Raw genomic sequence first — 24004 nt, 5'->3', positions numbered from 1 at the left:
TGAAACCGCCCGTTGAGTTTATATTCGCGGGATTCAGGCCTTTTTTAGATCGTCGCTGAACGTGTCAGACCAGTAGAGCGTACCGTCGTAGATGACCGGCACGTTCCGGGCTTTTATAAACGCCTCGGCGGACGCCGGGTCGAACGACGCCCTGGCGGCCGTCCCGCGGAGGCGACGGCAGGACTCGAACGGCGCGCGGAAGCCGTCGCCGACCCGCCCGTCCGCCGGGACCCGGTAGGTGAGTTCGTAGCCGTCCTCGGTCTCGTCGAGGTGGACGACCGCCGGCTCCGCGCCGGTGATGGAGTAGGTGCCGTCGCCGACCACCGCGTAGTCCGTGCTCATCATTATCTGTCGCCGGGCGAGTTGCATCGCGCGCTCGATGCCGAACCCGCACATGAGCAGCCGGGCGAACGTCGTCCCCACGGTCGCAGCCGGGCGGTTGAGGACGGTCCGTAGCGTGACCGCCCCGGCGACGCTCCCCCGCTCCACGAGCGCCCGACCCTGGTGGTACGACCCGCAGGCGTTGAGGAAGAACGTCCTGACGCCGGACCCCGAGAGGCTCTCGCAGTCGAGACCGCCGTCGGCGCACTGGAGTCCTCCGACCTCGCAGTGACCGATGTAGTGGACGAAGTCGTGCTCGGACTCGAGCAGGCGCGCCAGCTCCTCGACCGAGAGCGACTCGTGGACGGTCACGTCGGCGGGCATCCCGGCCGACCGCTCGCGGTAGGTGCGCGCGACCACCTCGTGTTCGCCGTCCATCGCGTCGTCGTTGAGGACGACGCAGACGTCGAGTTCGCCGTTCGGGGGCGGGGCCGCGAGGCGGTTCTCGAACGCCGCGAGCGACGGGGTGAACGCGGACACCGGGACGCCCTCCGCGAGCCACGCGTGGAGTTCGCCCTCCTGCAGCTCCGGATCGACCACGTCGACCGACGCGACGGGACCGGACCTGGGCGCGCGAAAGAAGTCGTCCAGCGAGCGGCGGAGCAGCCCCTGCGCGTCGATGTCCGACCACTCGGGGAGGTAGACGAGGCTCAGCGAGTCGAGCAGGTAGGGCAGACACGGCAGCGACGCCGTGGTCGGGTCGGCGTACGTCGCCAGGTGCCACTCCGGCCAGTCGTCGTCGAACGCCCCGATCGGGACGTCGAGGTACGCCTCCAGCCTCGCCGGGATCGGCGCGTCCGCGAGCGCGATCGGACAGAGGCCGTGGTCCGGAAGCGCGTCGCGGTGACACGTGAACTCCTCGCCCCGGTGCTCGCGGACCAGACAGTCGAGGAAGAAGACGTGGCGAAGGAGGTCCGCGACGTCGGTCTGGAACTCCGGAAGCGGCGCGAGGTCGCGAACGCCCTCAGACGTGAGCAGGCGCGGGGGCGCCGACCCCTCCTCGGCGAGGGTGACGGTCGCGCCGAGGTAGTACGCGAGCGGCGCGGCCACGAACAGGTACTCGCGTTCGGGGGGCAGTCGGAGTTCGACGCCGGTGTCGAGGCGGTTCTCGCGCAGCGACGGGGGGACCTGCTGCTCGTCGCTCACGGTCACGAGCGGCGGGTGGGGACGGGTGTCGGGGTGCGAGCGCGCCGCGTCCGTCGTGCGCATCCGGGCCGAGAGATGCGTCAGCGCCGTCGCGATACCCGTAGGCGTGGCCGAGACGGCGAGTAACGGCGGGTTCGTACCGACACCGTCGACTGAACTCATCGCATCGGCCGCGCGCTCTCTCATTCAATCACTTGATACGAGCAGAGTCGTAAAGATGTATCGCCCACTCCCGATTCGACCGGTAGGGGTAGATTATTGAAGAGGCCCGGCCGATGGGCGCACATGGACTACGAGCACGTCCGTGCCGTCGACCCGGCGGTCGCCGACGCGCTGACCGCCGAAGTCGAGCGACAGCGCGAGACGCTCGAGATGATCGCCTCGGAGAACCACGTCTCCCCGGCGGTCCTCGAAGCGCAGGGAAGCGCACTCACGAACAAGTACGCCGAGGGCTACCCCGGCGAGCGCTACTACGCGGGCTGCGAGTACGCCGACGAGGTAGAGACCCTCGCCATCGATCGAGCGAAGGAGCTGTGGGGCGCGGAGCACGTGAACGTCCAGCCGCACTCGGGGACGCAGGCGAACATGGCGGTCTACTTCGCGATGCTCGAGCCCGGGGACAAGATCCTCTCGCTCGATCTCACCCACGGCGGCCACCTCAGCCACGGCCACCCCGCCAACTTCACCGGACAGCTGTACGAGGTCGAGCAGTACGAGGTGGACCCCGAGACCGGCTACCTCGACTACGAGGGGCTCGACGACCTCGCCCGCGCGTTCGACCCCGACGTCGTCGTCTCGGGCTACTCGGCGTACCCCCGACAGGTGGACTGGGAGCGCATCCAGGAGACGGCGGAGGCGGTGGACGCCTACCACCTGGCGGACATGGCGCACATCACGGGGCTGGTCGCCGCCGGCGTCCACCCCTCGCCGGTGGGCACTGCGGACTTCGTCACGGGGAGCACGCACAAGACGATCCGGGCGGGCCGCGGCGGCATCGTCCTGACGAGCGACGAACACGCCGACGCCATCGACTCGGCGGTCTTTCCGGGCGGCCAGGGCGGCCCGCTCATGCACAACGTCGCGGGCAAGGCCGTCGGCTTTAAGGAGGCGCTCGAACCCGACTTCGCCGACTACGCACGGCAGGTCGTCGACAACGCGAAGGCCCTCGGCGCGCGCCTGCGGGAGAACGGCCTCGCGCTCGTCTCCGGCGGCACCGACACCCATCTCGTGCTGGTCGACCTGCGCGAGTCACACCCCGACACGACCGGAGGAGAGGCCGAGTCCGCGCTGGAGGACGTGGGGATCATCCTGAACAAGAACACGGTGCCCGGCGAGACCCGCTCGCCGTTCAACCCCTCGGGCGTCCGCGCCGGTACGCCCGCGCTCACCACCCGTGGCTTCGACGAGGCCGCGAGCGAGGAGGTCGCGGACCTCATCTACCGCGTCGTCGACAACCACGACGACGTCGACGTGAAGGCCGAGGTCGCGGAGGACGTGCAGGCGCTCTGCGCCGACTTCCCGCTGTACGACTGAGCCCCGCCCGGCGAACCGCGTCGCCCCGCGACCGGTCCGCCGATACGCCGTCCCTCGCTCCGTCGATCCCGCCCGTCCTATGCTCGAACGTGCACATCTATGCGCTAACGGTGTCGGAAGATGAGCACGAATCCGAGTATTCATTAGCGCGGCGGTCCGCCTCTCGGGTATGACCGACGTCATCGACGGCAACGCCGTGGCCGCCGACGTTCGCGCCGGGCTCGAGGCAAGTATCGACGCCCTCGCCGACGCCGGCGTCACCCCCGGCCTCGCGACGGTGCTGATGAGCGACGACCCGGCGAGCCGGACCTACGTCTCGATGAAGCAGCGCGACTGCGAGGAGGTCGGCATCGACGGCGTCCACGTCGAGATCGCCCCCGACGCCCCCGCGGAGGACCTCTACGACGCGATCGACGACCTGAACGCCGACCCCGCGATCCACGGCGTGCTCGTCCAGATGCCGGTCCCCGACCACGTGGACACCCGGCGCGTCCTCCGGAGCGTCGACCCCGCGAAGGACGTTGACGGCTTCCACCCCGAGAACGTCGGTCGCCTCGTCGCCGGTCACGCCCGGTTCAAGCCCTGTACGCCCCACGGCGTCCAGAAGCTCCTCGAGAGCGTCGACGTGGACCCCGAGGGCAGGGACGTGGCGATCGTCGGCCGCTCGAGCATCGTCGGAAAGCCCCTCGCCAACCTCCTGATCCAGAAGCGGACGGGCGGCAACGCCACGGTGACGGTCTGTCACTCGCGCACGAGGGATCTCGCGGCGAAGACGCGCGGGGCGGACGTGGTGGTCGCCGCCGTCGGCGTCCCGCAACTGATCGACGGCTCGATGCTGAAGGAGGGCGCGGTCGTGATCGACGTGGGCGTCAACCGCGTGGACGCCGACACCGAGCGGGGCTACGAGCTGGTCGGCGACGTCGACTTCGAGAGCGCGAGGGAGGTCGCGAGCGCCATCACGCCCGTTCCGGGCGGCGTCGGGCCGATGACCCGCGCGATGCTCCTCTACAACACCGTCAAGGCCGCGAGCGAGCAGGAGGACGTTCCCGTCGACCTCCCCTGAGATGGGAGACCACGTCCACGGATCCGACCCGGACACCCTCCCTCCCGATCCGGCCCCGGACCCCCCTCCCGACGCCCTGCTCGACCGCTACGGCGACGCGATCCGGAACGAGAACGCCGTCGAACTCGACGCCGAGGCGTTCGAGTCGATCCGCTCGCGCGCCGAGCGGGGCTGGGGCGTCGGCGCGCTCGTCGTCCACGAGTCGCGCGCGCTGCTCGTCAGGCAGGACGGCGGCTGGTTCCTCCCCGGGGGGATGCTCGAACCCGGCGAGACGCCCGCCGAGGGCGCTTCGAGAGAGGTCAGGGAGGAGACGGGGATCGAGGTCGAGATAGACGGCCTCGCCGCGATCTCGGAGCAGACGTTCGTCAGCGGCGCGGAGGCGTTCCGGTTCTACTTCGCCACGTTCGACGCGACGCCAGCGACGACCGAACCGCCCGAGGACCCCGGGCTCGACGGCGAGGACATCCGCGCCGTCGAGTGGCGCGAGGCGATCCCGGCGGACACCTACGACCGCGATCTCGTCCTCGCGCTCCTCGATCGGTAGCGTTTGGACCAACGGGGGAACTGGAAGCACCGGCGTCCCCAATCGAAAGCCCTCGGCGCTCTCGACTCCCGCGGCTCGTCGCGCGCGTTCGCTCGCGCTGCTCGCTCACGTGCTTACGTCGCCGGGGTTCGTCGAGCGCACCTCGCCCTTTCGATCCGCCAGCGAAGCTGGTGGTGGTCGCCACCGTATCTGAACACCGCCCCTCGTTCGGGGCGAGCGTTTATAACCGAGAACGCGGCCAGACCCCGTGTGATCTGACTACCGACGCGGGACGGTCGCGGGAGTCGCTCCCGGACAGCGGTTGCGCGGCGCGCCGTCTCGCGTTTTCCCTCCCCTCGCCGCCTGTTCGCCCAATTCGCCCGACCCGGACGTTCGACGATCCGGGGGTCGTCGAGCGATCGCTGTAGATCGGGGCGCGTCAGCGCGGGGCGGTGACGGGGACGGGGGCTCACGTCACGGCGTCGAGGCGCTCCTCAGCGGCCGCCAGCGCGTCCTCGTCGCCGTCGATCAGGTACGCGCCGAGGTCCTGGGCCGCCCGCGCGAGCCGTTCGCTCGTCGCGGTGGACACTTCTCCGTCGAGCGCTTCGACGCGCTTCGCCTGATCCCGGAGCCGACCGAGCACGCGCCCCGCGAGTTCGTCCGGGTGATCGTCGAGGTGGGTCCGCACGTCGCCGCGGTACGCCTCGACGGCGGCGGCGTAGGCGAGCCCGCGCGCCGCGCGGAGCGAGTCGGGGACGTCGCTCGGCGCGGGTCGGTCGTCGAGGTCGGCCCCGCGGAGCAGCGCGAGCAGGTAGAGTTCCTCGTCGTCCGTGACGCGCATCGCCCGCCGAAGGTCGCCCGCGACGTGGACGAGTTCAGTCGCGGCGAGGTACGTGTCCGAGAGCGGCTTCAGCCGCCCCTCGTTGATGAAGCCGGTCCGACGGACGTACTCGCGACACCGCTCGGCGGCGGCCGACGCCGCCTCGAGCAGATCGTCGTCGGCCGCCGCCCGCGCCGCCGTGAGGTCGAGCGTCACCGGGTGGTCCGTGTGGCGCGTCCGCTCGTCCACGCCGCGGCTGCGGAGGCTCCCGCAGTTCGGACAGGTCACCTCGCCGGTCTCGTAGTACGACCACCGGGTTCCGCACTGGGTGCACTCGCGTCGCCCCCGGACCTTCATGGCGGTGCTACGAACCGACGCGGGAAAACGATGCGTGGTCGCGTCCCGACGGCCGCGCGGTCGTGCTGACGGTCGGCGAGGACGAGCACGTCTCTCGACGGCCGAGGCGCGCGCCCTGCGCGTGCTCTACGACGACCCCCCCTCCGAGTTCACGGCCGACGACGTCGAGGGGGCCACGGGTGGCCGTCGCCACGTGCTCGTCTGGCACGTCGCGGCGCACCCGGCGTTCGACTGCCGGATAGTCAGCGGACAGCCGCTGAGCGCCCGGAAGGGGTGGACGGGGGGTAGGGAAGGTTTTTCCCCCGACGGTCGATGCGTCGCACATGCACCCCAGACCGTCGACGTTCTCGATCGTCGCGCGCGACCCCGAGACCGACGCCGTCGGCGTCGCCGTCCACTCGAAGTTCGTCAGCGTCGGCGCGGTGGTCCCGTTCGCCGCCGCCGACGCGGGCGCGATCGCCACGCAGAGCTTCGCGAACGTCGCCTACGGACCGGACGGCCTCGACATGCTCCGCGAGGGGAGGACGGCGAGGGAGGTGATCGAGGAGCTGACGGGGGCGGACGACGAGGCTCCGTCGAGGCAGGTCGGCGTCGTCGGACGGGACGGCTCGGTCGCGGCGTTCACCGGCGAGGACTGCTTCGACTACGCCGGCCACCGTCAGGGCGAGACCTACGCCGTCCAGGGGAACATCCTCGAGGGGCCGGAGACCCTTGACGCGATGGCGTCGGCCTTCGAGACGACGGAGAGGGGTCTCCCCGAGCGTCTGCTCGCGGCCCTGCGCGCGGGCAACGAGGCGGGCGGCGACAGGCGCGGAGAGCAGTCGGCGGCACTCTACGTCGCGAAGCCGGACGGCGGCTACGACGGGGGCAACGATCGCTGGGTGGACGTGCGGGTCGACGACCACGAGTCGCCGATCGAGGAACTGGAGCGCGTCTTCCGGCTCTATGACGTCACGCTGCTCGAACGTGTCGAGCCGGAGGAGACGCGCGAACTGACGGGCGAGACGGCCCGCGAGATCCTCGCGGCGCTCGCCGAGGCGGGGTGTTACGAGGGGACGCCGTCGGAGACGTTCGACGGGGAGGCGCGCGCCGCCCTGGAGGAGTTCCGCGGGACGAACAACTTCGAGAACCACTCGCTCCTCGCACTGGAGGACGCGCTCGCGCGGGGGTGGGAGGAGACCGATCCGAGTCAGGAGGGCGCGGATCGGCTGGTGGAGGCCATCTGGCGCGGGCTCTCCCGGCTCGACCGCGTCTGAGGGGGCCGGGCACAGGCTTTTGCCCTCGCCGCGTGGTGGTGTGCGTATGCGCAGCGAGGAGGAGGTCCGCGAGCAGTACGAGTTCCTCAAGGAGCAACTCGAGAGCGACGAGATGCGCCACGAGGGCGTCCGAAAGCTGTTCACGCACTACCGCCGCGCGCTGGGGTGGGTGTTAGAGGAGGAACACATGTGAGGGCGTGCCGGTAAGTTTATACTACTGTGACCGCTTGTCTCTGTTGACGCTTCGCTTGGAGGGCCGAAGCGTCAGCGGGGACCAATTCAGGGCGGCGGGCCGGGATGGGCGTTTTCATCCCGTCCCGGCCTGCTTTCCTTTCCTACTCGACGCCAGCGGAGCTACGCGTGCGTTGGTCTGATACCGCAAAAAACGCGAAACGGCGAGCGCGCCGTGCGCCTCACTCGACGGAGAAGCCGCCGCCCTCGCCGCCCTCTCCCTCCTCGCCCTCGTGCCACTCCAGTTCGAACTCGACGCTGAGCTCCGGCGCGCCCGATCCGGTCTCGCGCTCGGCCTTCACCTCGAAGACGGGGCGTTCGGGGACCTCGAGCGTCACCGAGTCGCCGCCGGCCGAGAGCGTGATCGCCTCGCCGGCATCGAGTTTGTCCGCGACGGCCCGGAGGTGTTCGGCGACGGTCGACCGCGATTCGGTCCGCTCGGATTTGAACAGTATTTCCTCCATACCCCCCGATAGACGGGAAACGGGATAAGTCGGTCGACGAGAGGTGCTAGCCCCGTGATGTGACGAGCCCTGGGAACGCGGCACCGAGACGACGCATCTCTGCGGGGGCGGGGAGTTTCCGTCGGACGGACCGTCGTGCGATCCCCCTCGGCCGACATGTTTATACCGCCCTCGAATTATTATCTTAAAAGACACATGTACGATCTGACCGGCTTCCAGCGCGACCTGTTGTACGTCATCTCCGGCAGCGAGGAACCCCACGGCCTCGCGATCAAGGAGGAGCTGGAGGACTACTACGAGAAGGAGATTCACCACGGGCGACTGTACCCCAACCTCGACACGCTCGTCGAGAAGGGGCTGGTCGAGAAGGGCCAGCGGGATCGCCGGACGAACTTCTACACGCTCACCCGCCGCGGCCGTCGCGAGATCAGCGCGCGCCAAGAGTGGGAGTCGCAGTACCTCGACGGCGAAATCGAGGCCTAGCGCGGGAGAAGCGGGACCCCGCGCCGGGGGTCGTCGTCCATGCGTCGAAGTCGTCGACCTCCCGCTAGTTTCTCCCCGTTCGGTTCCCTCCGTCGGGAGTCGGTTCGAGCGCCTCTGCATCGGCGTCGGCGTCAGTCGGCGCGGCCGCCTCGAACGCCCTCGGCATCGCCCCGGGGTCGACCGCGTAGGGCCTGACCGGTTCGTCCGACAGCAACTCCGGGAGGACGATCCGGGCGAAGTGGTAGACCAGGACGAGCAGGAGCGGCCCGAGGAAGATGCCGTACCAGCCGAACAGCAGCGGCCCGAAGATGTAGGCGAACATCACCATCCCGATGTGGAGGTTCCGCCCGGAGACGTACGGCCGGAGGACGAAGTCGGGCACCGAGTCGACGATGACGAAGGAGACGGCGAAGAAGACGGCGACGAACCAGAGGTACTCGCCGGCGGCGTACTGCTGCACGAGGAGGTAGCCGGTGAGCGGCAGGTAGACGAGCTTCATCCCGACCACGGGGATGAGGCTCGCGACGCCGGTGAGCAGGCCGAGGAGCGCCGGGTACGGGATCAGCGTCCCGGGGACGAGCTCGTTCAACAGGGTGTAGGAGAGCGCGCCGATGACGCCGGTGATGAGGGCGTTGAGGATGTTGCCGAAGAAGACGCTCGAGAGGTCGGTGTCGATCGCCTTCCAGTAGTCCCGGAGGACGCCGCGGGAGTCGTCGAAGCGGCCGAAGAACCACCGCGAGAGGCGGCCGTCGTCACGGAGGAGGTAGAACGCGATGGCGAGCATGACGAACAGGTGCAGCAGGGCGTTGCCGATGAAGCCGAGGTAGCCGAGCGCCTGGTCGAACGCCCGCTGGGCGATGTCGCGCAGCGTCGGGTCGCCGAGGAGGGTCTGGGGGTCTTGGACGATGTTCGAGACGTCGAGGTACGGCCTGACGAGCGGGTCGAGCGGTCCGAGGTTCACGCCCTGGGTCGTCGCGATGCGCTGGTACTCCTGGAGGCCGATCGCCACGGTGTAGGCGAACAGCAGGATGGCGGGGAGCGCGAGGACGAACAGCGCCGCGAACGCGGCGAGACTCGGCGGGTAGATGCGCCGCTTCAACCGCGAGTACACCGGGCGAGTCGCGTAGTAGATGAAGACGCCGAACACGAACGTCCCGATGAAGGAGTAGACGACGAACAGCACGGCGGTCGTCAGGACGACGCCGACGCCCACCCAGCCTGCGCGCCACCAGTCGATAGCGGGACGGTCCATACACCTGCATATCGAGAACCGGACAAAAACCCCCCGGCGCACACAGCACGAGGGTTTATGAACTACCGAGCGCTATGTAGGACTCTATATGTCGCAACTCGTCGAGTTCGTCGACCCGATGCTCCAGCGGCTCCTGCTAGCCGCGGCGCTCGGGTTGTTCCTCGGACTGGAGCGCGAGTGGGCCCACCGCTCTGCGGGGGTCCGCACGTTCTCGCTGATCTCGCTGCTCGGGGCGGTGTTCACCGTCCTCGACGCGGACGGCCTCCTGCTGATCGGCGGTGCGCTCGTGGTGGTACAGGGGACCGCGCTGATGGTTCGCGGGCTGCTCGACACCGACGAGGGGCTCTCGCTCACCACGGCCGCCTCGATGCTCGTCGCCTACGGGGTAGGCGTGCTCGTCGGCGAGGGACACATCACCGCCGGAGTGACGGTGGCGGTGCTCTCGTCGTTCCTGCTGGTGTTGAAGCGGGAGCTACACAGCTTCGCGTGGGGGCTCACGCGCTCCGAACTCCGCTCCGCGACGGAGTTCGGGATCCTCGCGTTCGTGGTCTACCCGCTGCTCCCGGCCGGCGAGACGACGGTGCGGATCGCCGACCTCTCGGTCTCCGCCGAACCGCGGCTGGTCTGGTTGCTCGTCGTCAGCGTCGCGGCCATCGGCATCGTCAACTACGCCATCGTGAAGGCGTACGGCAGCCGCGGCATCGCGGTCACGGGCTTCTTCGGCGGGCTCGCCTCCTCGACGGCGGTGGTCGGGACGATGCTCGACCACGTCCGCCAGCGACCCGAGGCCATCTCCTACGCCGTCGCGGCGGTCCTGCTCGCGGACGCCGCCATGGCGCTTCGCAACCTGGCGATCGTCCTCGCGTTCACGTTCGGATCCGGACCGCTGTTCGGCCTCGTCGTCCCGCTCGGGGTCATCATCGTCGGGAGCGTCGTCGTCGCGGCGTTCACCGCCGACTGGGGAGAGAGCGTCGACGTCGACCTCGAGAGCCCGTTCTCCCTGCGCAACGCGCTCGGCTTCGGCGCGCTGTTCGCGCTCATCCTCGCCGGGTCGAGCGTGGCGAAGGCCCTGCTGGGGAACGCGGGGTTCCTCCTCGCGGCCGCGCTCTCGGGACTCGTCTCCAGCGCCGGGGCGACCACCTCCGCGGTCCTGCTCTACAACGGCGGCGCGCTCGACGCGGACACCGCCATCCTCGGGGTGATGGTGGCGACGGTCGCGAGCGTCGGGGTGAAGGCGGCGCTCACCCTGGCCAGTCCCTCCCGGTCGTTCGGCTACCGCGTGGCCGTCTGGAGCGCCGGCCTCACCGTCGGCGCGACCGCGGCCAGCGTCGCGCTCCTGATGGGCGCGTGAGGGCCCGGTAATACCTGCCTCCATCCCAATCCCTTATTTAATCCCCCGGTGCCAAGCGCGGTCGTATGGATCGAGAGACGGCCACGCCGACGGTGCGGTCGATGCCGGGCGAGCGCGCCCGGGAGTGGGCCGCCCGCCACCGAGCGTACGCAGCCACGAGCACCTACGTCTACGACTTCGTCTGGGATCTCACCGCGGACGCCGCGGGACCGTTCTGCACCGACGTCGACGGGAACGTCCTCATGGACTTCACCAGCCACGTCGGGGCCGCCCCGCTCGGATACAACAACCCGTACGTCCTCGACCGCCTCCGCGAGTTCGACCTCGTCGACCCCCTCAAGATCGCCGGCCAGGACTTCTACGTGAGCGGCGAGGGCGTCGGCGACGAGGGGCTCCCCGGCCCGACGGGGCTGATGGAGCGGCTCGTGGACGCGACGGACCACTACGGGATGGACACCGTCTTCCTCTCTAACTCCGGCGCGGAGGCGATCGAGAACGGCATCAAGATCTGCTACGACCACACGCGGGCGAAGTACGGCATCACCTTCCAGGGCGGGTTCCACGGGCGCACTCTGGGCGCGCTCTCGCTCAACCGCTCGAAGGGCGTCTACCGCCGCGACTACCCCGAGATCGCCGCGATCCACGACGTCCCCTACTGCGACGACGCGGGCTCCGACCCCGCCTCCTGCTCCTGCGGCTTCTTCGTCGACGGCACCTCCCAGCTCCGCCGGATGCTCGCCCCCGAGTCGGGCTACGTCGATCCGAGCGAGGTCGCCTACGTCGTCCTCGAACCGGTTCAGGGCGAGGGTGGGTACCGGATCCCGAGCGACGCGTTCATGCGGGAGGTCGCCGACGTGGTCGAGGAGTACGACCTGCTGCTCGTCGCCGACGAGATCCAGTCCGGGATGGGTCGCACCGGAAAGCCCTGGGGATCGGACCACTTCCCCGTCGAGCCGGACGTCATCTCGAGCGCCAAGGGGTTACGCGTCGGCGCGACGATCTCCCGCGAGGAGGTCTTCCCGGCCGAGCGGAGCCGCATCTCCTCGACGTGGGGCGCGGGTGACGTCCTCGCCTCCGCACAGGGGGCGCTCACCATGGACGCCATCGAGGAGTTCGACCTGCTCGACAACGCCACGGCGCGCGGCCGCCAGCTGGTCGAGACGCTGCGCGACGCGGACCCCGACGGCGTGGTGGACGTGCGCGGGCTCGGGCTGATGCTAGCCGTCGAGTTCGCCACGAGGGAGCTGCGCGACGCCGTCATCGAGGCGGCGTTCGAGCGCGGCTTTCTCACCCTCGGCTGCGGGTACAAGACCCTCCGCCTGCTCCCGCCGCTCGACGTCACCGAGCGCGAGGTCGACCTCGCCTGCGATCTCCTGCTCGACGCCGTCGCCGACGCGACCTGATCGGCGGACGGCAACCCGACGCGCGCTGCGCCGGCACAACGCTCATTGGGACGAGGTCGTGACGTACGCCCGATGAGCCCGCTCCAGCTCGACGAGGTCGATCGGGGGATCCTCTACCTGCTCCAGCGGGACGCGCGGAACGCGACCGCCGCCGGGGTGGGAGAGCGGGTCGGCGTGTCGGCCAGCACCGTCCGCAACCGGCTCGCGGCCATGGAGGAGGCGGGCGTGATCGAGGGGTACCACCCGCAGATCGACTACGAGCGGGCCGGCTTCCAACTCCACGTGTTCATCGCCTGCCACGCGCCGGTCGCCCGGCGGGCGGAACTCGCCGGGGAGGTGCTCGACTTCCACAACGTCGTCAACGTCCGGGAGATGCTCACCGGATCGAACAACCTCTACGTCGAGGCGATCGCCACCGACTCGGACGCCGTCGACCGGATCACGACGCGGCTGGACGAGATCGGCCTCGACCTCGTCTCGACGAACATCGTCAAGGAATCCCACGCACAGCCGTTCGATCACTTCGGGGATGAGGTCGTCGAGGAGTGAACCGCTCGCCGGGCGTTCTCGCCCGAGGGAGTTTGTCGGTGACCATAATTTATCCCCCCAGATTCTATACTGCCGAAAACGTCGCGCTCCCCCCCGGGCCGTTGTGGATTACGCAATTCATGATGGTGCGTAATCCACAGGATCCATGCCCCCAGGGCCCGTCGTTCGGAGTACAGTTGCGGAAGTCCGCAACTGAGAGTGATAGAACATGAAGGTCAAGCAGATCGAACGGTCGGTCGACACGCACCTGCGACTCCTGTCGAATCGCCGTCGTCGGTACGCGCTGGCCTGCCTGCAGGAGTACGGACCGTCGATCGCGTTGGCCGACCTCGCCGACGAAGTCGCCGTGCGGGAGCACGACGCTCCGCTTCCCGCGATAGACGAGAGGGCGGTGCTCGACGTCTACATGTCGCTGTATCACTCGCACGTCCCGAAGTTCGTCGACGCCGGGATCGTCGAATACGACCAGGAGCGGGACCTCGTCCGGATCGAGGGAGTGCCGCCCCTGCTCGAACGGTTGTTCGGCGTCGTCGAGCAGGACGATCGACCGTAGGGGACCCCGGACGACTGACCTCGGACGGTCGCACGCCCGTCCGTACCGAGCGCGGCGCGCGCCGAGCGAGGCGCGCCTTTCTTGATCCTCCCGGAACCGCAGAGCCGGACGGGATGCCGGCGATACGCGATACCTGAAGCGACTGGGCGAACACTCGCCGCGGTTGCCGGGGCGAAGCATCCGCGAGAGAGGGCCGAAGGCCCGATCGAGCGGTTCACCGCGGACGCTCCGCGTCCGCAGCCTTTTTTGGTCCAGGTTTTTGGTGGGGGTTCGAGGCGCTCGCTCCGCGAGCGCCGAGGACCCTCTCCAAAAAGGTGGTGGTCTAGAACTGATACCGCCGGCCGTCGTTGTCGGGGGGGTTCGGCGCGCCGGTCATCTCCTCGTAGGTCATCCCCGAGAGGTACTCGTCGTAGGTGACGTCGAAGCCGCTGCGGAGGTGGAAGTCGGCGCGCCCGGTGTCGACGGCCGTCTGGAAGAACATGTGGACGGCGCGCCGGACGATCTCGTCCGGATCTTCGGGGTCGAGAGCCGCCGTGAGGAAGGCGAGTTCGTGGCGCGTCTCGCGGTCGAGGTCGACGGCGAGGCCGTCGCCGAGGTCGCGGTAGGTCCGCTCGACCGCGTCGTCGAGTTCGTCGAGGCTCATGGGCCCCCCTGACGCGCCGGAGGGATACGGGTTGCGTTCGCCGGGCCGCCCGGGGCGATCCCGGAGGCCGCCGCCGTCCTCGCCTCGCCCGCCCCCGCCCCGTCCGACCGCGCCTCACTCAGCCACCTCACGCGCGCTCGTAGGCGGCGTCGAAGAAGGCGACTTCGAGGGCGACGCACCGCTCGAACAGCCGCTCGACCCGGCGCTCACGCTCGGGGGAGAGCGTCCCGGCGGCCGCGTCGAGTTCCCCCCGGAGGAACGCCACGACGGACTCGAACTCGGGGCCGGCGTGCAGGTCGATCCACTCGGCGAGGTAGAACGCGTCGGGGCGGGCGTCCCCGGCGGCCGAGGCCCACGTCAGGTACACCCACTCGGCGGGGACCAGGACCGCGAGCGTCTCGGCGTAGCCGCCGTCGAGCGCGGCGCGCAGGAGGAGGTCCTCGAAGCGCTCCGTGACGGGCGCGAGGGTGGGGTCGGTCCGGTCGGCCTCGGGCACGCCGAGGGCGTCGAACGACCGCGCGAAGTAGTCGCTCTCGTCGGTCGTGACCGCCCGGAGGAACGAGGCGAACTCGGCCTTCGCCTCGAGCGCGGGGGCCTGGGCCGCCGCGTAGCCGATCACGCTCGCCAGCGTGTTCACGAACGCGAAGTCCTGCACGAGGTAGCGCCGGAAGACCGCGTCGTCTAGCGTGCCGGCCGCGAGTTCGCGCGTGAAGCGGTGCTCCGTGGCGGCCTCCCAGTCGTCCGCGACGCCCGCGCGCAGGCGGTCGGTGAACCGCTCTCCGTCGGTCGGTCGCCCTCCGTCGCTCATACGGGCCACCCCTCCCGCCGGTAGGCGGCGTCCCAGAACATGTACTCGTAGCGCGAGGAGGTGAGGAACAGCTCCCGGTAGCGCTCGCGGTCCGGCTCGGGCGCGTCGGCCGCCACGTCGTCCATCAGCTCCCGGCACCACGCGGTCAGCTCGGTGAATTCCTCCCCCGAGTACGTCTCGATCCACTCCGCGTACCGCTCGTGGTCGGGCACGCCCGCCTCCGCGAGCCGGAGTCCGGTCTCGTTGAACCCCCACATGCACGGGAGGAGTGCGGCGACGGTCTCCTCGAAGCCCTCGTGACCCGCGCGCACGAGGAAGTCGGTGTACGCCCGCGTGGTGGGGTTGGGTTCGGTCGCCTCCAGTTCCGCCTCGGAGACGCCGAACTCCGCGGCGTACGCGCGGTGGAGGTCCATCTCGGTGTCGAGCGTCTCGTGCAGCAGGGTGGCGAAGCGCCCCATCCGATCGAGGTCCGGCGCGTGCGCCGCGCCGAGCGCGAACACCCGACCGTACTCGATCAGGTAGACGTAGTCCTGGCGGACCCACTCGCGGAACGGCTCCTCGTCGAGCGTCCCGTCGCCGATGCCCCGCACCATCGGGTGCTCCATCGTCGCGTCCCAGATCGGCGCGGCGACCTCCCGCAACTCGTCGGTGAAGGTCATGGCGGAGGGACGGGCGGCGGGGCGTAAAACCTTACCACCTGATTGTACCATGCGGTTCGAACGGGTCGGTACTGCGCACCGACGGGAGACGCCGCGTCCCGAATCACCACCGCTAAACGCCTCCCCGACCACGATCCGTCGATGACCGACGCGGACGCCGAGGCGGGGCCGGACGCCGATGCCGCCCTCCCCGAGGACGTCGACGCGGTGCGCGCGGCGCTCGTCGAGTGGTACGAGGCCGACCACCGCTCGTTCCCGTGGCGCGAGACGACCGACCCCTACCGCATCCTCGTCTGCGAGGTGATGAGCCAGCAGACGCAACTGGAGCGGGTCGAGGCGGCGTACCGCGCGTTCCTGGAGGCGTGGCCGACGGTCGAGGACCTCGCCGCGGCCGACCGCGCCGACGTGGTCGGCTTCTGGACCGACCACCGACTGGGGTACAACAACCGCGCGACGTACCTCCACACGGCGGCCGGACAGGTCGTCGAGGACTACGACGGCGCGTTCCCCGAGACGCCAGACGAGTTACAGGAGCTGCACGGCGTGGGACCCTACACCGCCAACGCGGTGGCGAGCTTCGCGTTCAACGGCGGCAACGCCGTCGTGGACACGAACGTGAAGCGCGTGCTCCACCGGGCGTTCGACGTCGAGGATTCGGATTCGGCGTTCGAGGAGGCGGCGCAGAGACTCATGCCCGACGGCGAGTCCCGGACCTGGAACAACGCGATCATGGAACTCGGCGGGGTGGCCTGCGGGAAGGTGCCGCGGTGCGACGAGGCGGGCTGTCCGTGGCGGGGGTCGTGTCGCGCCTACGAGACGGGGGACTTCACCGCGCCGGACGTACCGACCCAGCCCAGTTTCGAGGGGAGTCGACGACAGATGCGGGGCCGGGTGGTCCGAACGCTCCGCGAGTACGACGACCTCGCGCTGGACGCACTCGGGCCGCGCGTTCGCGTGGATTACGCCCCCGGCGGGACGTTCGGCCGGGCGTGGCTCCGCGACCTCCTCTCGGACCTGGCGGACGACGGGCTCGTGGAACTGGACGAGCGCGACGGCGACACGGTCGCCCGGCTGCGGCGGTGAGGCGCGCCGCGCGCCGACCGTCCATTCGACGGAACCATTTACCACTCGTGGATACCTAGAGACGGACATCGGAGCATGAGCGCCACAGTCGAGATTTCCGAGGAGAACGGCGAGTACACGGCCGTCGACTCCGAGACGGGGGCGACCGGCATCGGAAAGACTAGAGCGATGGCGTTGGCTGCACTCGCCGTCCGCCTCGGGGCCGAAGAGAACCGGGGGAGCACCGACGAGCGGGCGGAACTCCGGGCGCTCGCAGAGCGGACGCGCCGACGGTTCGAGAGGGAGGAGGTCAGCGAGGACGACGTCGAGGATGCGATTTCATGGGCACGCTCGGAGTAGTGCTCGATACGAACGTCCTCGTGTCCGCACTCGGGTTCGGTGGACCGCCACTCGACGCACTTCTCCGGACGTTCGACGACGACGTTCGACTGCTCGTGTCCGACGAGACGATGGCCGAACTGGAACGGGTCATGAGGTACGACCGCCTCCCGTTCACCGACGCCGATCGGATACAGTATCCGGCGATCCTCCGACGGGTAGCCGACGTCATCGAACCGGACGAAGGTGCCGAACTCGTACGTGATCCCGACGACGACAAGTTCTTGGAGGTCGCTCTCGCGGGGGACGCGGACTACGTCGTCTCCGGGGACCGAGATTTGCTCGATCTCGAATCGTACAGAGGTATCGAGATCGTCACCCCTGACGAGTTCGTCGAACTCGCCGACTGATGCTCGTTACGCTCCGACGGTGGCTTCACCGAGGAGCGCGGCTCCGTTGACGAACGCAGGCCAGTTCACCGCGGTCTACTCTCACAACTCGTCGACGGCAGACTGTTCAGCCGACAGAACGAGACGGCACCACGACTAATCAGCTGCGGCGGTGAGGCGCGCCGTGCGCCGACCATCCGATCAGCGCACGCTAGCTCCGATCCCACCGCCGCCTCCGCCGGACGAGACATACACGAAAGAGCGTTATAATTTATCTCGGATGCCGTCGTCTATTCGCGTGATCATGACTGCAAACATCGAATCGCCGACTGACGAGAACGTACCGTGCGCCGACGACTGGGTCGACGTTCGAATGACCGATCCGGAGGCGGGCGAGTGGGACGTCGACGTCGTCGTACTCGACGGTGCGGTCACGTACGTCGACCTTCGCATCCGGCCGTCGCTCCTCGGATCGTTCGTCAGGTGCCTGCTGGAGGACGCGGACGCGGCGACCGCGCGGGAGGTGGTCGAGGGGCTGTTCGAGGAGTTCGCCCGCGAGGAGACGGAGGAGTAGCCCCCCGGCCCGAAGTACCGTGACGCGACGGGGATCCGCAGTTGTTTTGCGCGGCAGGCCGTTCGGTTCGGTATGAACGACACCCACGTCGTCGCCGTCTGCGGGAGTCTCCGCGACGCCAGCTTCACCCGCATCGCGCTGGACCGCGCGCTGTCGGCCGCCGAGGAGTTCGGCGCGAGCACCGACCACGTCGACCTGCGCGGACTCGACCTCCCCGTCTTCGATCCGGACGAGAGGGACGCGGGCGACGCGGACGAACTCCGCCGCCGCGTCGACGCCGCCGACAGCCTCATCCTCGGCTCGCCGGTCTACCACGGCTCCTACAGCTCCGCGCTGAAGAACGCGCTCGACTACTGCGGCTTCGACGAGTTCGAACACACGACCGTCGGCCTGCTCGCCGTGAGCGGCGGCGCGTTCCCGGTGACGACGCTCGATCACCTCCGGTCGGTCTGCCGCGCGCTGAACGCGTGGGTCGTTCCCCACCAGGCGGCCATCCCCGGTTCCCGGTCGCAGTTCGACGGGACGGAGTTCCTCGACGCCAGCATCGAGAAGCGCGTCGAGACGCTCGGCCGCCGGGTCGTCGAGTACGCGCACATCGAACCCGACCCGCGGACCGTCGAGAGCATCGAGAACGTCGGCGGGGACGACTGACGGCCGGCTCCCGGAACCCTCATACCCCGCCCGCGCGACCGTGGGAGCGTGACGAAGTGGGTCGAATCCACCGAGGGTGGACGCGAGCGCGGGCCGGTCGGGCTCGTCCGCGCGTGGGTCGCGGTGCTGATCGCCCCTCGGCGCTTCTTCGAGCGGGGGGTCGTCCCCGGCGATCAAGCGCCGGGGCTCGTCTTCGCCGTCGCCGTGGCGCTCTGTCACCTCGCCGTCCGCTTCGCCCTCGACCCGGCGGCGGTACCGACCATCGCCGGGCGGCCGACCGCCTCGCTCGTCTTCTTCCTCCTCGTCGCGGCGCTGATCGGCGCGCCGCTGGCCCTGCACCTCACCGCGGCCGTCCAGACGCTCCTGCTCGCCGCGTTCGTCCCGGCGCGCGCGGGGATCAGCCAGACCGTGCAGGTGATCGCGTACGCGACCGCTCCGTGCGCGCTCTCGGGCGCGCCGATCCCCGCGCTCCGCCTCGCGGCCGCCGCCTACGGCGTCGTCCTGCTCGTTCGCGGGATGGCTGTCGTCCACGACATCTCCGTTCCGCGCTCGGCGCTCGTGACTGCGCTCCCGGCGCTGCTCGTCTTCGGGTTCGGCTACCAGGGCGTCGCGGCGATCGAGGCGCTCGCGGGGGTCGACCTCGTCGGACCCGCCGAGCCCGTCACGAACGCGACGAACGCGACGAACGTGACTGATGGGACGAACGTCGCGAACGGTATCGAGGGGTGACCCGGGCGGCGAGCGCGTGGGGCGTGTTCACAGTCCGACGAGCGGTCGATTCCGACAACCGTTTCAACCCCGACAGATAGCTTCGACTAATGGGTACCTGTATCATCTGCGGCACCTCCACCGACGGCCGCATCTGTGAGAGCCACGAGGAGGACGTCGTCTTCGAGTTTCGCGGGAACCACCCCAACCAGCTGACGCCCGGGCGCTTCTACCGCGGCGAAGTCGACGGCTACGCCGACTTCGGCGTGTTCGTGAACCTGAGCGACAACGTGACCGGCCTGCTCCACCGGAGCGAGCTGAACCGCCGCCTGGAGAGCCTCACGTGGGAGGTCGGCGATCCGGTCTACGTGCAGGTCAAGAACGTCCGCGACAACGGAAACGTCGACCTCGGCTGGTCCATCCGACAGGCGGACCGCGAGTTCCGCGGCGCGCTCGTCGACGACCCGAGCGCGAGTCCCTCGACGTACCTCCCCGACGAGGCGGGCGAGGAGGACGAGGAACCGTCGACGCCCCGAGTCCGGACGCCCGAGGCGGACTCGGCGTCGCGATCAGAACCGGAACCCGCGTCCGACGCGGGTGCGGACGTAGACGCCGCATCGGCGTCCGACGCCGGGTCGCAGCCCGACGCCGCGACGGGCACCGACGAGACAGAGACTGACGTGTCGTCGGCCGACGCGGAGCCGGCCGTCGCGTCGGCCGACGCGGCGGTCGTGGCCGAACGGCCGCGCGCCGCCGTCGCCGAGCTCGACGAGCGCGTCGGCGACACCGTTCGCCTCGAGGGACGCGTTGCCGGCATCCGACAGACGAGCGGCCCGACGGTCTTCGAACTCCAGGACGAGTCCGGTACGGTCGACTGCGCCGCGTTCGAGGAGGCGGGCGTCCGCGCCTACCCCGCCGTCGACCTCGGCGACCTCGTGCGCCTCGACGGCGAGGTGCGCCGCCGCCGCGGTGAACTGCAGATCGAGACGGAGGCGCTCGCCGTCCTCGACGAGGAGGACGCTGACGCGGTCACCGACCGCATGGCGGCCGCCCTCGACGAGCGCGCCAGACCGGCGGACGTCGAGCCGCTCGCGTCCGATCCGGCCGTCGAGGCCGCCCTCGACGACGTGCGCGAGGCCGCCACCGCCATTCGGCGCGCGATCATCGCGGGGCGTCCCGTCGTCGTTCGTCACGACGCGAACGTCGACGGCTACCTCGCCGGAGCGGCCCTCGAGCGCGCCATTCTCCCGCTCGTCCGCGACGAGTACACGAACGCCGACGCCGCCTACCACTACTTCGACCGTCGGCCCCTCGAGGACGGCGTCTACGACATGGACGACGCGACGAAGGACACGACGATGATGCTCTCGAACCGGGATCGCCACGACGAGAAGATCCCCCTGGTCGTCTTCGCCGCCGCCGGGTCGACGCGCGACTCGCTCGACGGGTTCGAGCTCCTCTCGATCTACGACGCCGAGCGGGTCGTCGTGGACGGCGCGCCCGCCGACGAGGAGGTGGCCGACGCCGTCGACGTCCTCGTCAACCCGGCGCGCGCGAGCGCCGACGCGAGCACGACGGCGACCGCGCTCGCCGTCGCCGTGGCCCAGCACGTGAACGAGGCCGTCGCCGACGACCTCCGGCACCTCCCCGCGGCGAGCTTCTGGGAGGACACCCCCGATGCGTACCTCGACCTGGCGGGTGACGCCGGTTACGGCGCGGCCGACGTAGAGCGCCTCCGCGAGGCCATCGCGCTCGAGGCGTACTACCAGTCCTACGAGGACAAGCGCGAACTCGTGATCGACCTGCTCTTCGCCGACGAGTCGGGGTCGACCGGCCCGAGCAAGCGGCTGGTCGAGCAGGTGAGCGAGCAGTTCCGCGAGAAGCTGGACGCGGAGGTCGCCACCGCGGAGGCGAACCTCGAGCGCCGCGCCGAGGGCGGCGTGGCGTTCGCCGTCCTCGACGTGGACGCCTACACCCACCGCTTCGACTTCCCGTCGACCGACGTCCTGCTCGACGCCGTCCACCGGCGCAACCGCGACGGGTCGTTCGTCACGATCGGCGTGAACACGGACGAACTGCACGTCCGGAGCACCTTCGACCTCGACGTGCGCGCCGTCGCCGAGACGGCCGCCGAGACCGTCGGGAACGCGGGCGTCGCCGCCCGCGGCGGTCGCAATCGGATCGAGTTCGTCGCCGGCGAGCGCGAGCGCGTCGTCGACGCCGTGATCGACGCCATCGCCGAGCAGGCGTAACGACGAGATCTGTCGCGGGGGTGAGCGCGGGGCGACGGCGACCGCGGAACCGCACACTCTTATCGCTCGCCTCCCTCTCACCGGTCGACGAATGAGCACCCAGCCGACCGAGACGGACGCGTTCGAGCGCACCTGCGAGGCGCTGATCGAGCGCATCCTCGACGGCGAGGTCGACCGGGACGGGCTGGAGCGGGCGAAGCTGGAGGCGTGCGCCGAGTTCTCCGCGCCCAAGGTGCCGAAGAACTCGGAGCTGCTCGACTTCGCGGGCGAGGAGCGCCGGAGCGAACTCGAGCCCGTCCTGCGGCGCAAGCCGGTCCGCACCGCCTCGGGCGTCTCGCCGATCGCCGTCATGACCAGCCCGCACACCTGCCCCCACGGGAAGTGCCTCTACTGCCCCGGTGGGCCGGCGAGCGAGTTCTCCTCCGCCCAGAGCTACACCGGCCACGAGCCGGCCGCCGCCCGCGGCGTGCAGAACGACTACGACCCCTACGGGCAGGTGACGCTGCGGCTCGAACAGCTCCGGGAGATCGGCCACCCCGTGGACAAGGCCGAACTCATCCTGATGGGCGGGACGCTCACGGCGAGGAGCCACGACTACCAGGAGTGGTTCGTGAAGCGCGCGCTCCAGGCCATGAACGACTACGACGTGACGAAGGAGCCGGAACCCGCCGAGGGCGAGAGCTTCGCGCAGGACCCCGAGGACGCGGCGTTCCGCTACCTGGAGGACGTGATCGCCGAGAACGAGACGGCCGACGTGCGCAACGTCGGCACCACCTTCGAGACGAAGCCGGACTGGTGCGATCCCGAGCAGATCGACCGCATGCTGGCGCTCGGCGGGACGAAGGTCGAACTCGGCGTGCAGACGACCTACGAGCGGATCAACCGGGAGATGCACCGCGGTCACGGCATCCAGGAATCGATCGACGCCAACCGTCGCCTGCGCGACTCGGGGTTCAAGGTCGGCTTCCACATGATGCCCGGTCAACCGGGGATGTCCCGCGACATGTGCCTGGAGGACTTCCGCGAGTTGTTCGAGAACCCCGAGTGGCGGCCCGACTACCTGAAGATCTACCCGACGCTCGTCGTCCGCGGGACGCGCACCTACGACATGTGGCGTCGGGGCGACTACGACCCCCTCACGAACGAGGCGGCCGCCGAGCTCGTCGCGGAGATCAAGTCGATCATCCCGAAGTACACGCGCCTCCAGCGCGTCCAGCGGGACATCCCCGCCGACTTCATCGACGCCGGGGTGTGGAAGTCGAACCTCCGGCAGCTAGCGAGAGAGCGCATGGAGGAGCACGGCTGGACCTGCGACTGCATCCGGTGTCGCGAGGTCGGCATGAACGACGAGACCCCGGAGTCGGTCGAACTCGACGCCCTCACCTACGAGGTCTGCGGCGGCACGGAGCACTTCGTCTCCTTCGAGGATCCCGACAACGACCTGCTCGTCGGGTTCTGTCGGCTCCGCTTCCCGAACGACCCCGTCCGACGGGAGCTGACCGACGCCGCGATCGTGCGCGAACTCCACGTCTACGGCAACGAGGTCGGCGTCGGTCTGGAGGACGAGACGGGCTCGGGCTTCCAGCACCAGGGCTACGGCCGGCGACTCCTCGCGGAGGCCGAGCGGCTGGCCGCCGACGCGGGCTACGGGAAGCTCTCGGTCATCTCGGGCATCGGCGTCCGCGAGTACTACCGCGAGAAGCTCGGCTACTTCCAGGACGGCCCGTACGTGAGCAAGCGACTGTGATCGCGAGCGATAGCGAGCGGGCGCGAACGCGCGTCCTAAATCCTCGGATGCCCTATCGAGGGCCGTGCAACGACTCTCCGCCGACACCGCCCTCCTCCACCTCGGGTGGCCCGCGCCGCTCGACGCGAACGGCTACGTCCACGACGACGGCGAGGTGACGCTGGTCGACACCGGACTTCGCTACCCCCGGCGGTCGCTCCGCGAGGAGCTCGCGGACGCCGGCTATTCCCCCGCCGAGGTGGACCGCGTCCTGCTCACCCACTACGACCTCGACCACACCGGCGGGCTCGACTACGCCGACCTCGACGCGCCGGTCTACCTCGGCCGCCTCGACGCCGACCTCGTCGCCGGGCGCTGGGACCCGCCGCTCGCGCACCCGAAGGGCTGGGTCCACCGCGTCGCCCGCGAGCTGTTCCCGCTCCCCGAGGACGCCGACCTCCGGATCGTCGACGACGGCGACCGGATCGGCGGGTTCACCGCCCACCACACGCCGGGACACAACCCCGGACACACGACCTACGTCCACGAGGACGGCGTCGCCTTCGTCGGGGACTTGCTCTGGGAGACCGACGGCGAACTCGAACTCCCCTTCTGGGGGGACTCCTACGACCGGCGACGGATGCGCGAGAGCGTCCGCGATCTCGTCGCGCGCGCGGAGCCGTTCGACGCGATCTACATGGGCCACGGGATCCCCTTCACCAGCGGCGGCGCGGCCCGCCTCCGGGACTTCGCGGCCCGGCTCACCTGAACCGCGAGGGACGATCCACGCGCTCCCGGCGGACCCACGCTTTTGCCCGACCCGTCCGT

The 24004-nt window shown here is 69.8% G+C and carries 26 protein-coding genes and 1 pseudogene; 20 read left to right on the top strand and 7 right to left on the bottom strand.

What is annotated here, in order from left to right:
* Nucleotides 1–33: 33 nt before the first annotated feature.
* Nucleotides 34–1689, bottom strand: a complete 1656-nt coding sequence (locus tag P1K31_RS02405) for a CHAT domain-containing protein (protein ID WP_276304683.1) — start codon at nucleotides 1687–1689, stop codon at nucleotides 34–36.
* Nucleotides 1690–1812: 123 nt separating this feature from the next.
* Between P1K31_RS02405 and glyA the strand changes: the two genes are divergently transcribed.
* The 3 genes from glyA (at nucleotide 1813) to P1K31_RS02390 (ending at nucleotide 4667) form a co-directional block, all read left to right on the top strand.
* Nucleotides 1813–3060, top strand: a complete 1248-nt coding sequence (gene glyA, locus P1K31_RS02400; protein WP_276304682.1) for a serine hydroxymethyltransferase — start codon at nucleotides 1813–1815, stop codon at nucleotides 3058–3060.
* 169 nt (nucleotides 3061–3229) lie between these two features.
* Entirely contained in the window at nucleotides 3230–4123 is an 894-nt protein-coding gene (locus P1K31_RS02395) for a tetrahydrofolate dehydrogenase/cyclohydrolase catalytic domain-containing protein (protein WP_276304681.1), read from the top strand.
* A gap of 1 nt (nucleotide 4124) precedes the next feature.
* The gene (locus tag P1K31_RS02390) at nucleotides 4125–4667 is read left to right on the top strand and encodes an NUDIX hydrolase (RefSeq protein ID WP_276304680.1); all 543 of its coding nucleotides are present in this window, start codon (nucleotides 4125–4127) and stop codon (nucleotides 4665–4667) included.
* Between the two features lie 448 nt (nucleotides 4668–5115).
* Here the strand turns inward: P1K31_RS02390 and P1K31_RS02385 are convergent, their stop codons facing one another.
* Nucleotides 5116–5823 carry a DUF7117 family protein gene (locus P1K31_RS02385; RefSeq protein ID WP_276304679.1) on the bottom strand — a complete coding sequence of 236 codons (708 nt, stop codon included), beginning with the start codon at nucleotides 5821–5823 and terminating at the stop codon, nucleotides 5116–5118.
* On the opposite strand from P1K31_RS02385, the pseudogene P1K31_RS22020 reads away from it, so the two are divergent.
* The 3 genes and pseudogenes from P1K31_RS22020 to P1K31_RS02375 form a co-directional block, all read left to right on the top strand.
* Nucleotides 5822–6082: pseudogene (locus tag P1K31_RS22020) on the top strand (DUF7528 family protein); the annotation flags it as partial. The gene P1K31_RS02385 and the pseudogene P1K31_RS22020 sit on opposite strands and share 2 nt — an antisense overlap.
* Nucleotides 6083–6146: 64 nt before the next feature.
* A complete protein-coding gene (locus P1K31_RS02380) occupies nucleotides 6147–7079 on the top strand; it encodes a DUF1028 domain-containing protein (protein WP_276304678.1) in 933 nt (310 codons plus the stop codon).
* A gap of 46 nt (nucleotides 7080–7125) precedes the next feature.
* Nucleotides 7126–7272: a DUF8555 family protein gene (locus tag P1K31_RS02375; RefSeq protein ID WP_276304677.1), complete on the top strand. Its 147-nt coding sequence runs from the start codon at nucleotides 7126–7128 to the stop codon at nucleotides 7270–7272.
* A gap of 220 nt (nucleotides 7273–7492) precedes the next feature.
* On the opposite strand, the gene P1K31_RS02370 is transcribed toward P1K31_RS02375, so the two are convergent.
* Nucleotides 7493–7774 (bottom strand): amphi-Trp domain-containing protein, encoded by a 282-nt coding sequence (locus tag P1K31_RS02370; RefSeq protein WP_276304676.1) that lies wholly within the window; start codon nucleotides 7772–7774, stop codon nucleotides 7493–7495.
* A gap of 195 nt (nucleotides 7775–7969) precedes the next feature.
* Here P1K31_RS02370 and P1K31_RS02365 point away from each other — a divergent pair, with 195 nt between their 5' ends.
* The gene (locus P1K31_RS02365; RefSeq protein WP_276304675.1) at nucleotides 7970–8257 is read left to right on the top strand and encodes a PadR family transcriptional regulator; all 288 of its coding nucleotides are present in this window, start codon (nucleotides 7970–7972) and stop codon (nucleotides 8255–8257) included.
* Between the two features lie 64 nt (nucleotides 8258–8321).
* On the opposite strand, the gene P1K31_RS02360 is transcribed toward P1K31_RS02365, so the two are convergent.
* Entirely contained in the window at nucleotides 8322–9509 is a 1188-nt protein-coding gene (locus P1K31_RS02360; protein ID WP_276304674.1) for an AI-2E family transporter, read from the bottom strand.
* Between the two features lie 88 nt (nucleotides 9510–9597).
* On the opposite strand from P1K31_RS02360, the gene P1K31_RS02355 reads away from it, so the two are divergent.
* From P1K31_RS02355 to P1K31_RS02340, 4 genes are all read left to right on the top strand, one after another.
* Complete coding sequence (locus P1K31_RS02355; protein ID WP_276304673.1) at nucleotides 9598–10860, top strand: MgtC/SapB family protein; 1263 nt, start codon at nucleotides 9598–9600, stop codon at nucleotides 10858–10860.
* Between the two features lie 65 nt (nucleotides 10861–10925).
* Nucleotides 10926–12263: an aminotransferase class III-fold pyridoxal phosphate-dependent enzyme gene (locus tag P1K31_RS02350; protein WP_276304672.1), complete on the top strand. Its 1338-nt coding sequence runs from the start codon at nucleotides 10926–10928 to the stop codon at nucleotides 12261–12263.
* A gap of 72 nt (nucleotides 12264–12335) precedes the next feature.
* The gene (locus tag P1K31_RS02345) at nucleotides 12336–12812 is read left to right on the top strand and encodes an Lrp/AsnC family transcriptional regulator (protein WP_276304671.1); all 477 of its coding nucleotides are present in this window, start codon (nucleotides 12336–12338) and stop codon (nucleotides 12810–12812) included.
* 208 nt (nucleotides 12813–13020) lie between these two features.
* Entirely contained in the window at nucleotides 13021–13365 is a 345-nt protein-coding gene (locus P1K31_RS02340; protein ID WP_276304670.1) for a DUF7344 domain-containing protein, read from the top strand.
* Between the two features lie 322 nt (nucleotides 13366–13687).
* Here the strand turns inward: P1K31_RS02340 and P1K31_RS02335 are convergent, their stop codons facing one another.
* The 3 genes from P1K31_RS02335 to tenA all read right to left on the bottom strand — a co-directional run bounded on the left by P1K31_RS02335 (nucleotide 13688) and on the right by tenA (nucleotide 15475).
* Nucleotides 13688–14008 (bottom strand): ribbon-helix-helix protein, encoded by a 321-nt coding sequence (locus P1K31_RS02335; RefSeq protein ID WP_276304669.1) that lies wholly within the window; start codon nucleotides 14006–14008, stop codon nucleotides 13688–13690.
* Nucleotides 14009–14135: 127 nt separating this feature from the next.
* Nucleotides 14136–14816, bottom strand: a complete 681-nt coding sequence (locus P1K31_RS02330) for a TenA family protein (RefSeq protein WP_276304668.1) — start codon at nucleotides 14814–14816, stop codon at nucleotides 14136–14138.
* The gene (tenA, locus tag P1K31_RS02325; protein ID WP_276304667.1) at nucleotides 14813–15475 is read right to left on the bottom strand and encodes a thiaminase II; all 663 of its coding nucleotides are present in this window, start codon (nucleotides 15473–15475) and stop codon (nucleotides 14813–14815) included. Before tenA ends, P1K31_RS02330 begins: the two co-directional genes overlap by 4 nt.
* Nucleotides 15476–15616: 141 nt before the next feature.
* Between tenA and P1K31_RS02320 the strand changes: the two genes are divergently transcribed.
* The 9 genes from P1K31_RS02320 to P1K31_RS02280 all read left to right on the top strand — a co-directional run bounded on the left by P1K31_RS02320 (nucleotide 15617) and on the right by P1K31_RS02280 (nucleotide 23945).
* Nucleotides 15617–16558, top strand: coding sequence for an HhH-GPD family protein (locus P1K31_RS02320; RefSeq protein WP_276304666.1), 942 nt, complete (start codon nucleotides 15617–15619; stop codon nucleotides 16556–16558).
* Between the two features lie 75 nt (nucleotides 16559–16633).
* Nucleotides 16634–16897 (top strand): type II toxin-antitoxin system HicB family antitoxin, encoded by a 264-nt coding sequence (locus tag P1K31_RS02315; protein ID WP_276304665.1) that lies wholly within the window; start codon nucleotides 16634–16636, stop codon nucleotides 16895–16897.
* Nucleotides 16879–17286: a putative toxin-antitoxin system toxin component, PIN family gene (locus tag P1K31_RS02310; protein WP_276304664.1), complete on the top strand. Its 408-nt coding sequence runs from the start codon at nucleotides 16879–16881 to the stop codon at nucleotides 17284–17286. Before P1K31_RS02315 ends, P1K31_RS02310 begins: the two co-directional genes overlap by 19 nt.
* 283 nt (nucleotides 17287–17569) lie before the next feature.
* Entirely contained in the window at nucleotides 17570–17839 is a 270-nt protein-coding gene (locus P1K31_RS02305) for a hypothetical protein (protein ID WP_276304663.1), read from the top strand.
* 72 nt (nucleotides 17840–17911) lie between these two features.
* A complete protein-coding gene (locus tag P1K31_RS02300; protein WP_276304662.1) occupies nucleotides 17912–18490 on the top strand; it encodes an NADPH-dependent FMN reductase in 579 nt (192 codons plus the stop codon).
* A 48-nt stretch (nucleotides 18491–18538) separates the two neighbouring features.
* A complete protein-coding gene (locus P1K31_RS02295) occupies nucleotides 18539–19219 on the top strand; it encodes a YIP1 family protein (protein ID WP_276304661.1) in 681 nt (226 codons plus the stop codon).
* 89 nt (nucleotides 19220–19308) lie between these two features.
* Nucleotides 19309–21450 carry a DHH family phosphoesterase gene (locus P1K31_RS02290; RefSeq protein WP_276304660.1) on the top strand — a complete coding sequence of 714 codons (2142 nt, stop codon included), beginning with the start codon at nucleotides 19309–19311 and terminating at the stop codon, nucleotides 21448–21450.
* Between the two features lie 91 nt (nucleotides 21451–21541).
* Nucleotides 21542–23197 (top strand): tRNA uridine(34) 5-carboxymethylaminomethyl modification radical SAM/GNAT enzyme Elp3, encoded by a 1656-nt coding sequence (locus P1K31_RS02285; protein ID WP_276304659.1) that lies wholly within the window; start codon nucleotides 21542–21544, stop codon nucleotides 23195–23197.
* A 64-nt stretch (nucleotides 23198–23261) separates the two neighbouring features.
* On the top strand, nucleotides 23262–23945 hold the full coding sequence (locus P1K31_RS02280) for an MBL fold metallo-hydrolase (RefSeq protein WP_276304658.1): 684 nt from the start codon (nucleotides 23262–23264) through the stop codon (nucleotides 23943–23945).
* The last annotated feature ends 59 nt before the right edge of the window (nucleotides 23946–24004 follow it).

It is taken from the genome of Halomarina halobia, from assembly GCF_029338575.1.
In the GTDB taxonomy this organism is placed as follows: Archaea; Halobacteriota; Halobacteria; order Halobacteriales; family Haloarculaceae; genus Halomarina; species Halomarina halobia.
Note: the sequence above shows the minus strand (reverse complement) of the source record. Positions and strands in the feature narration are given on the sequence as shown.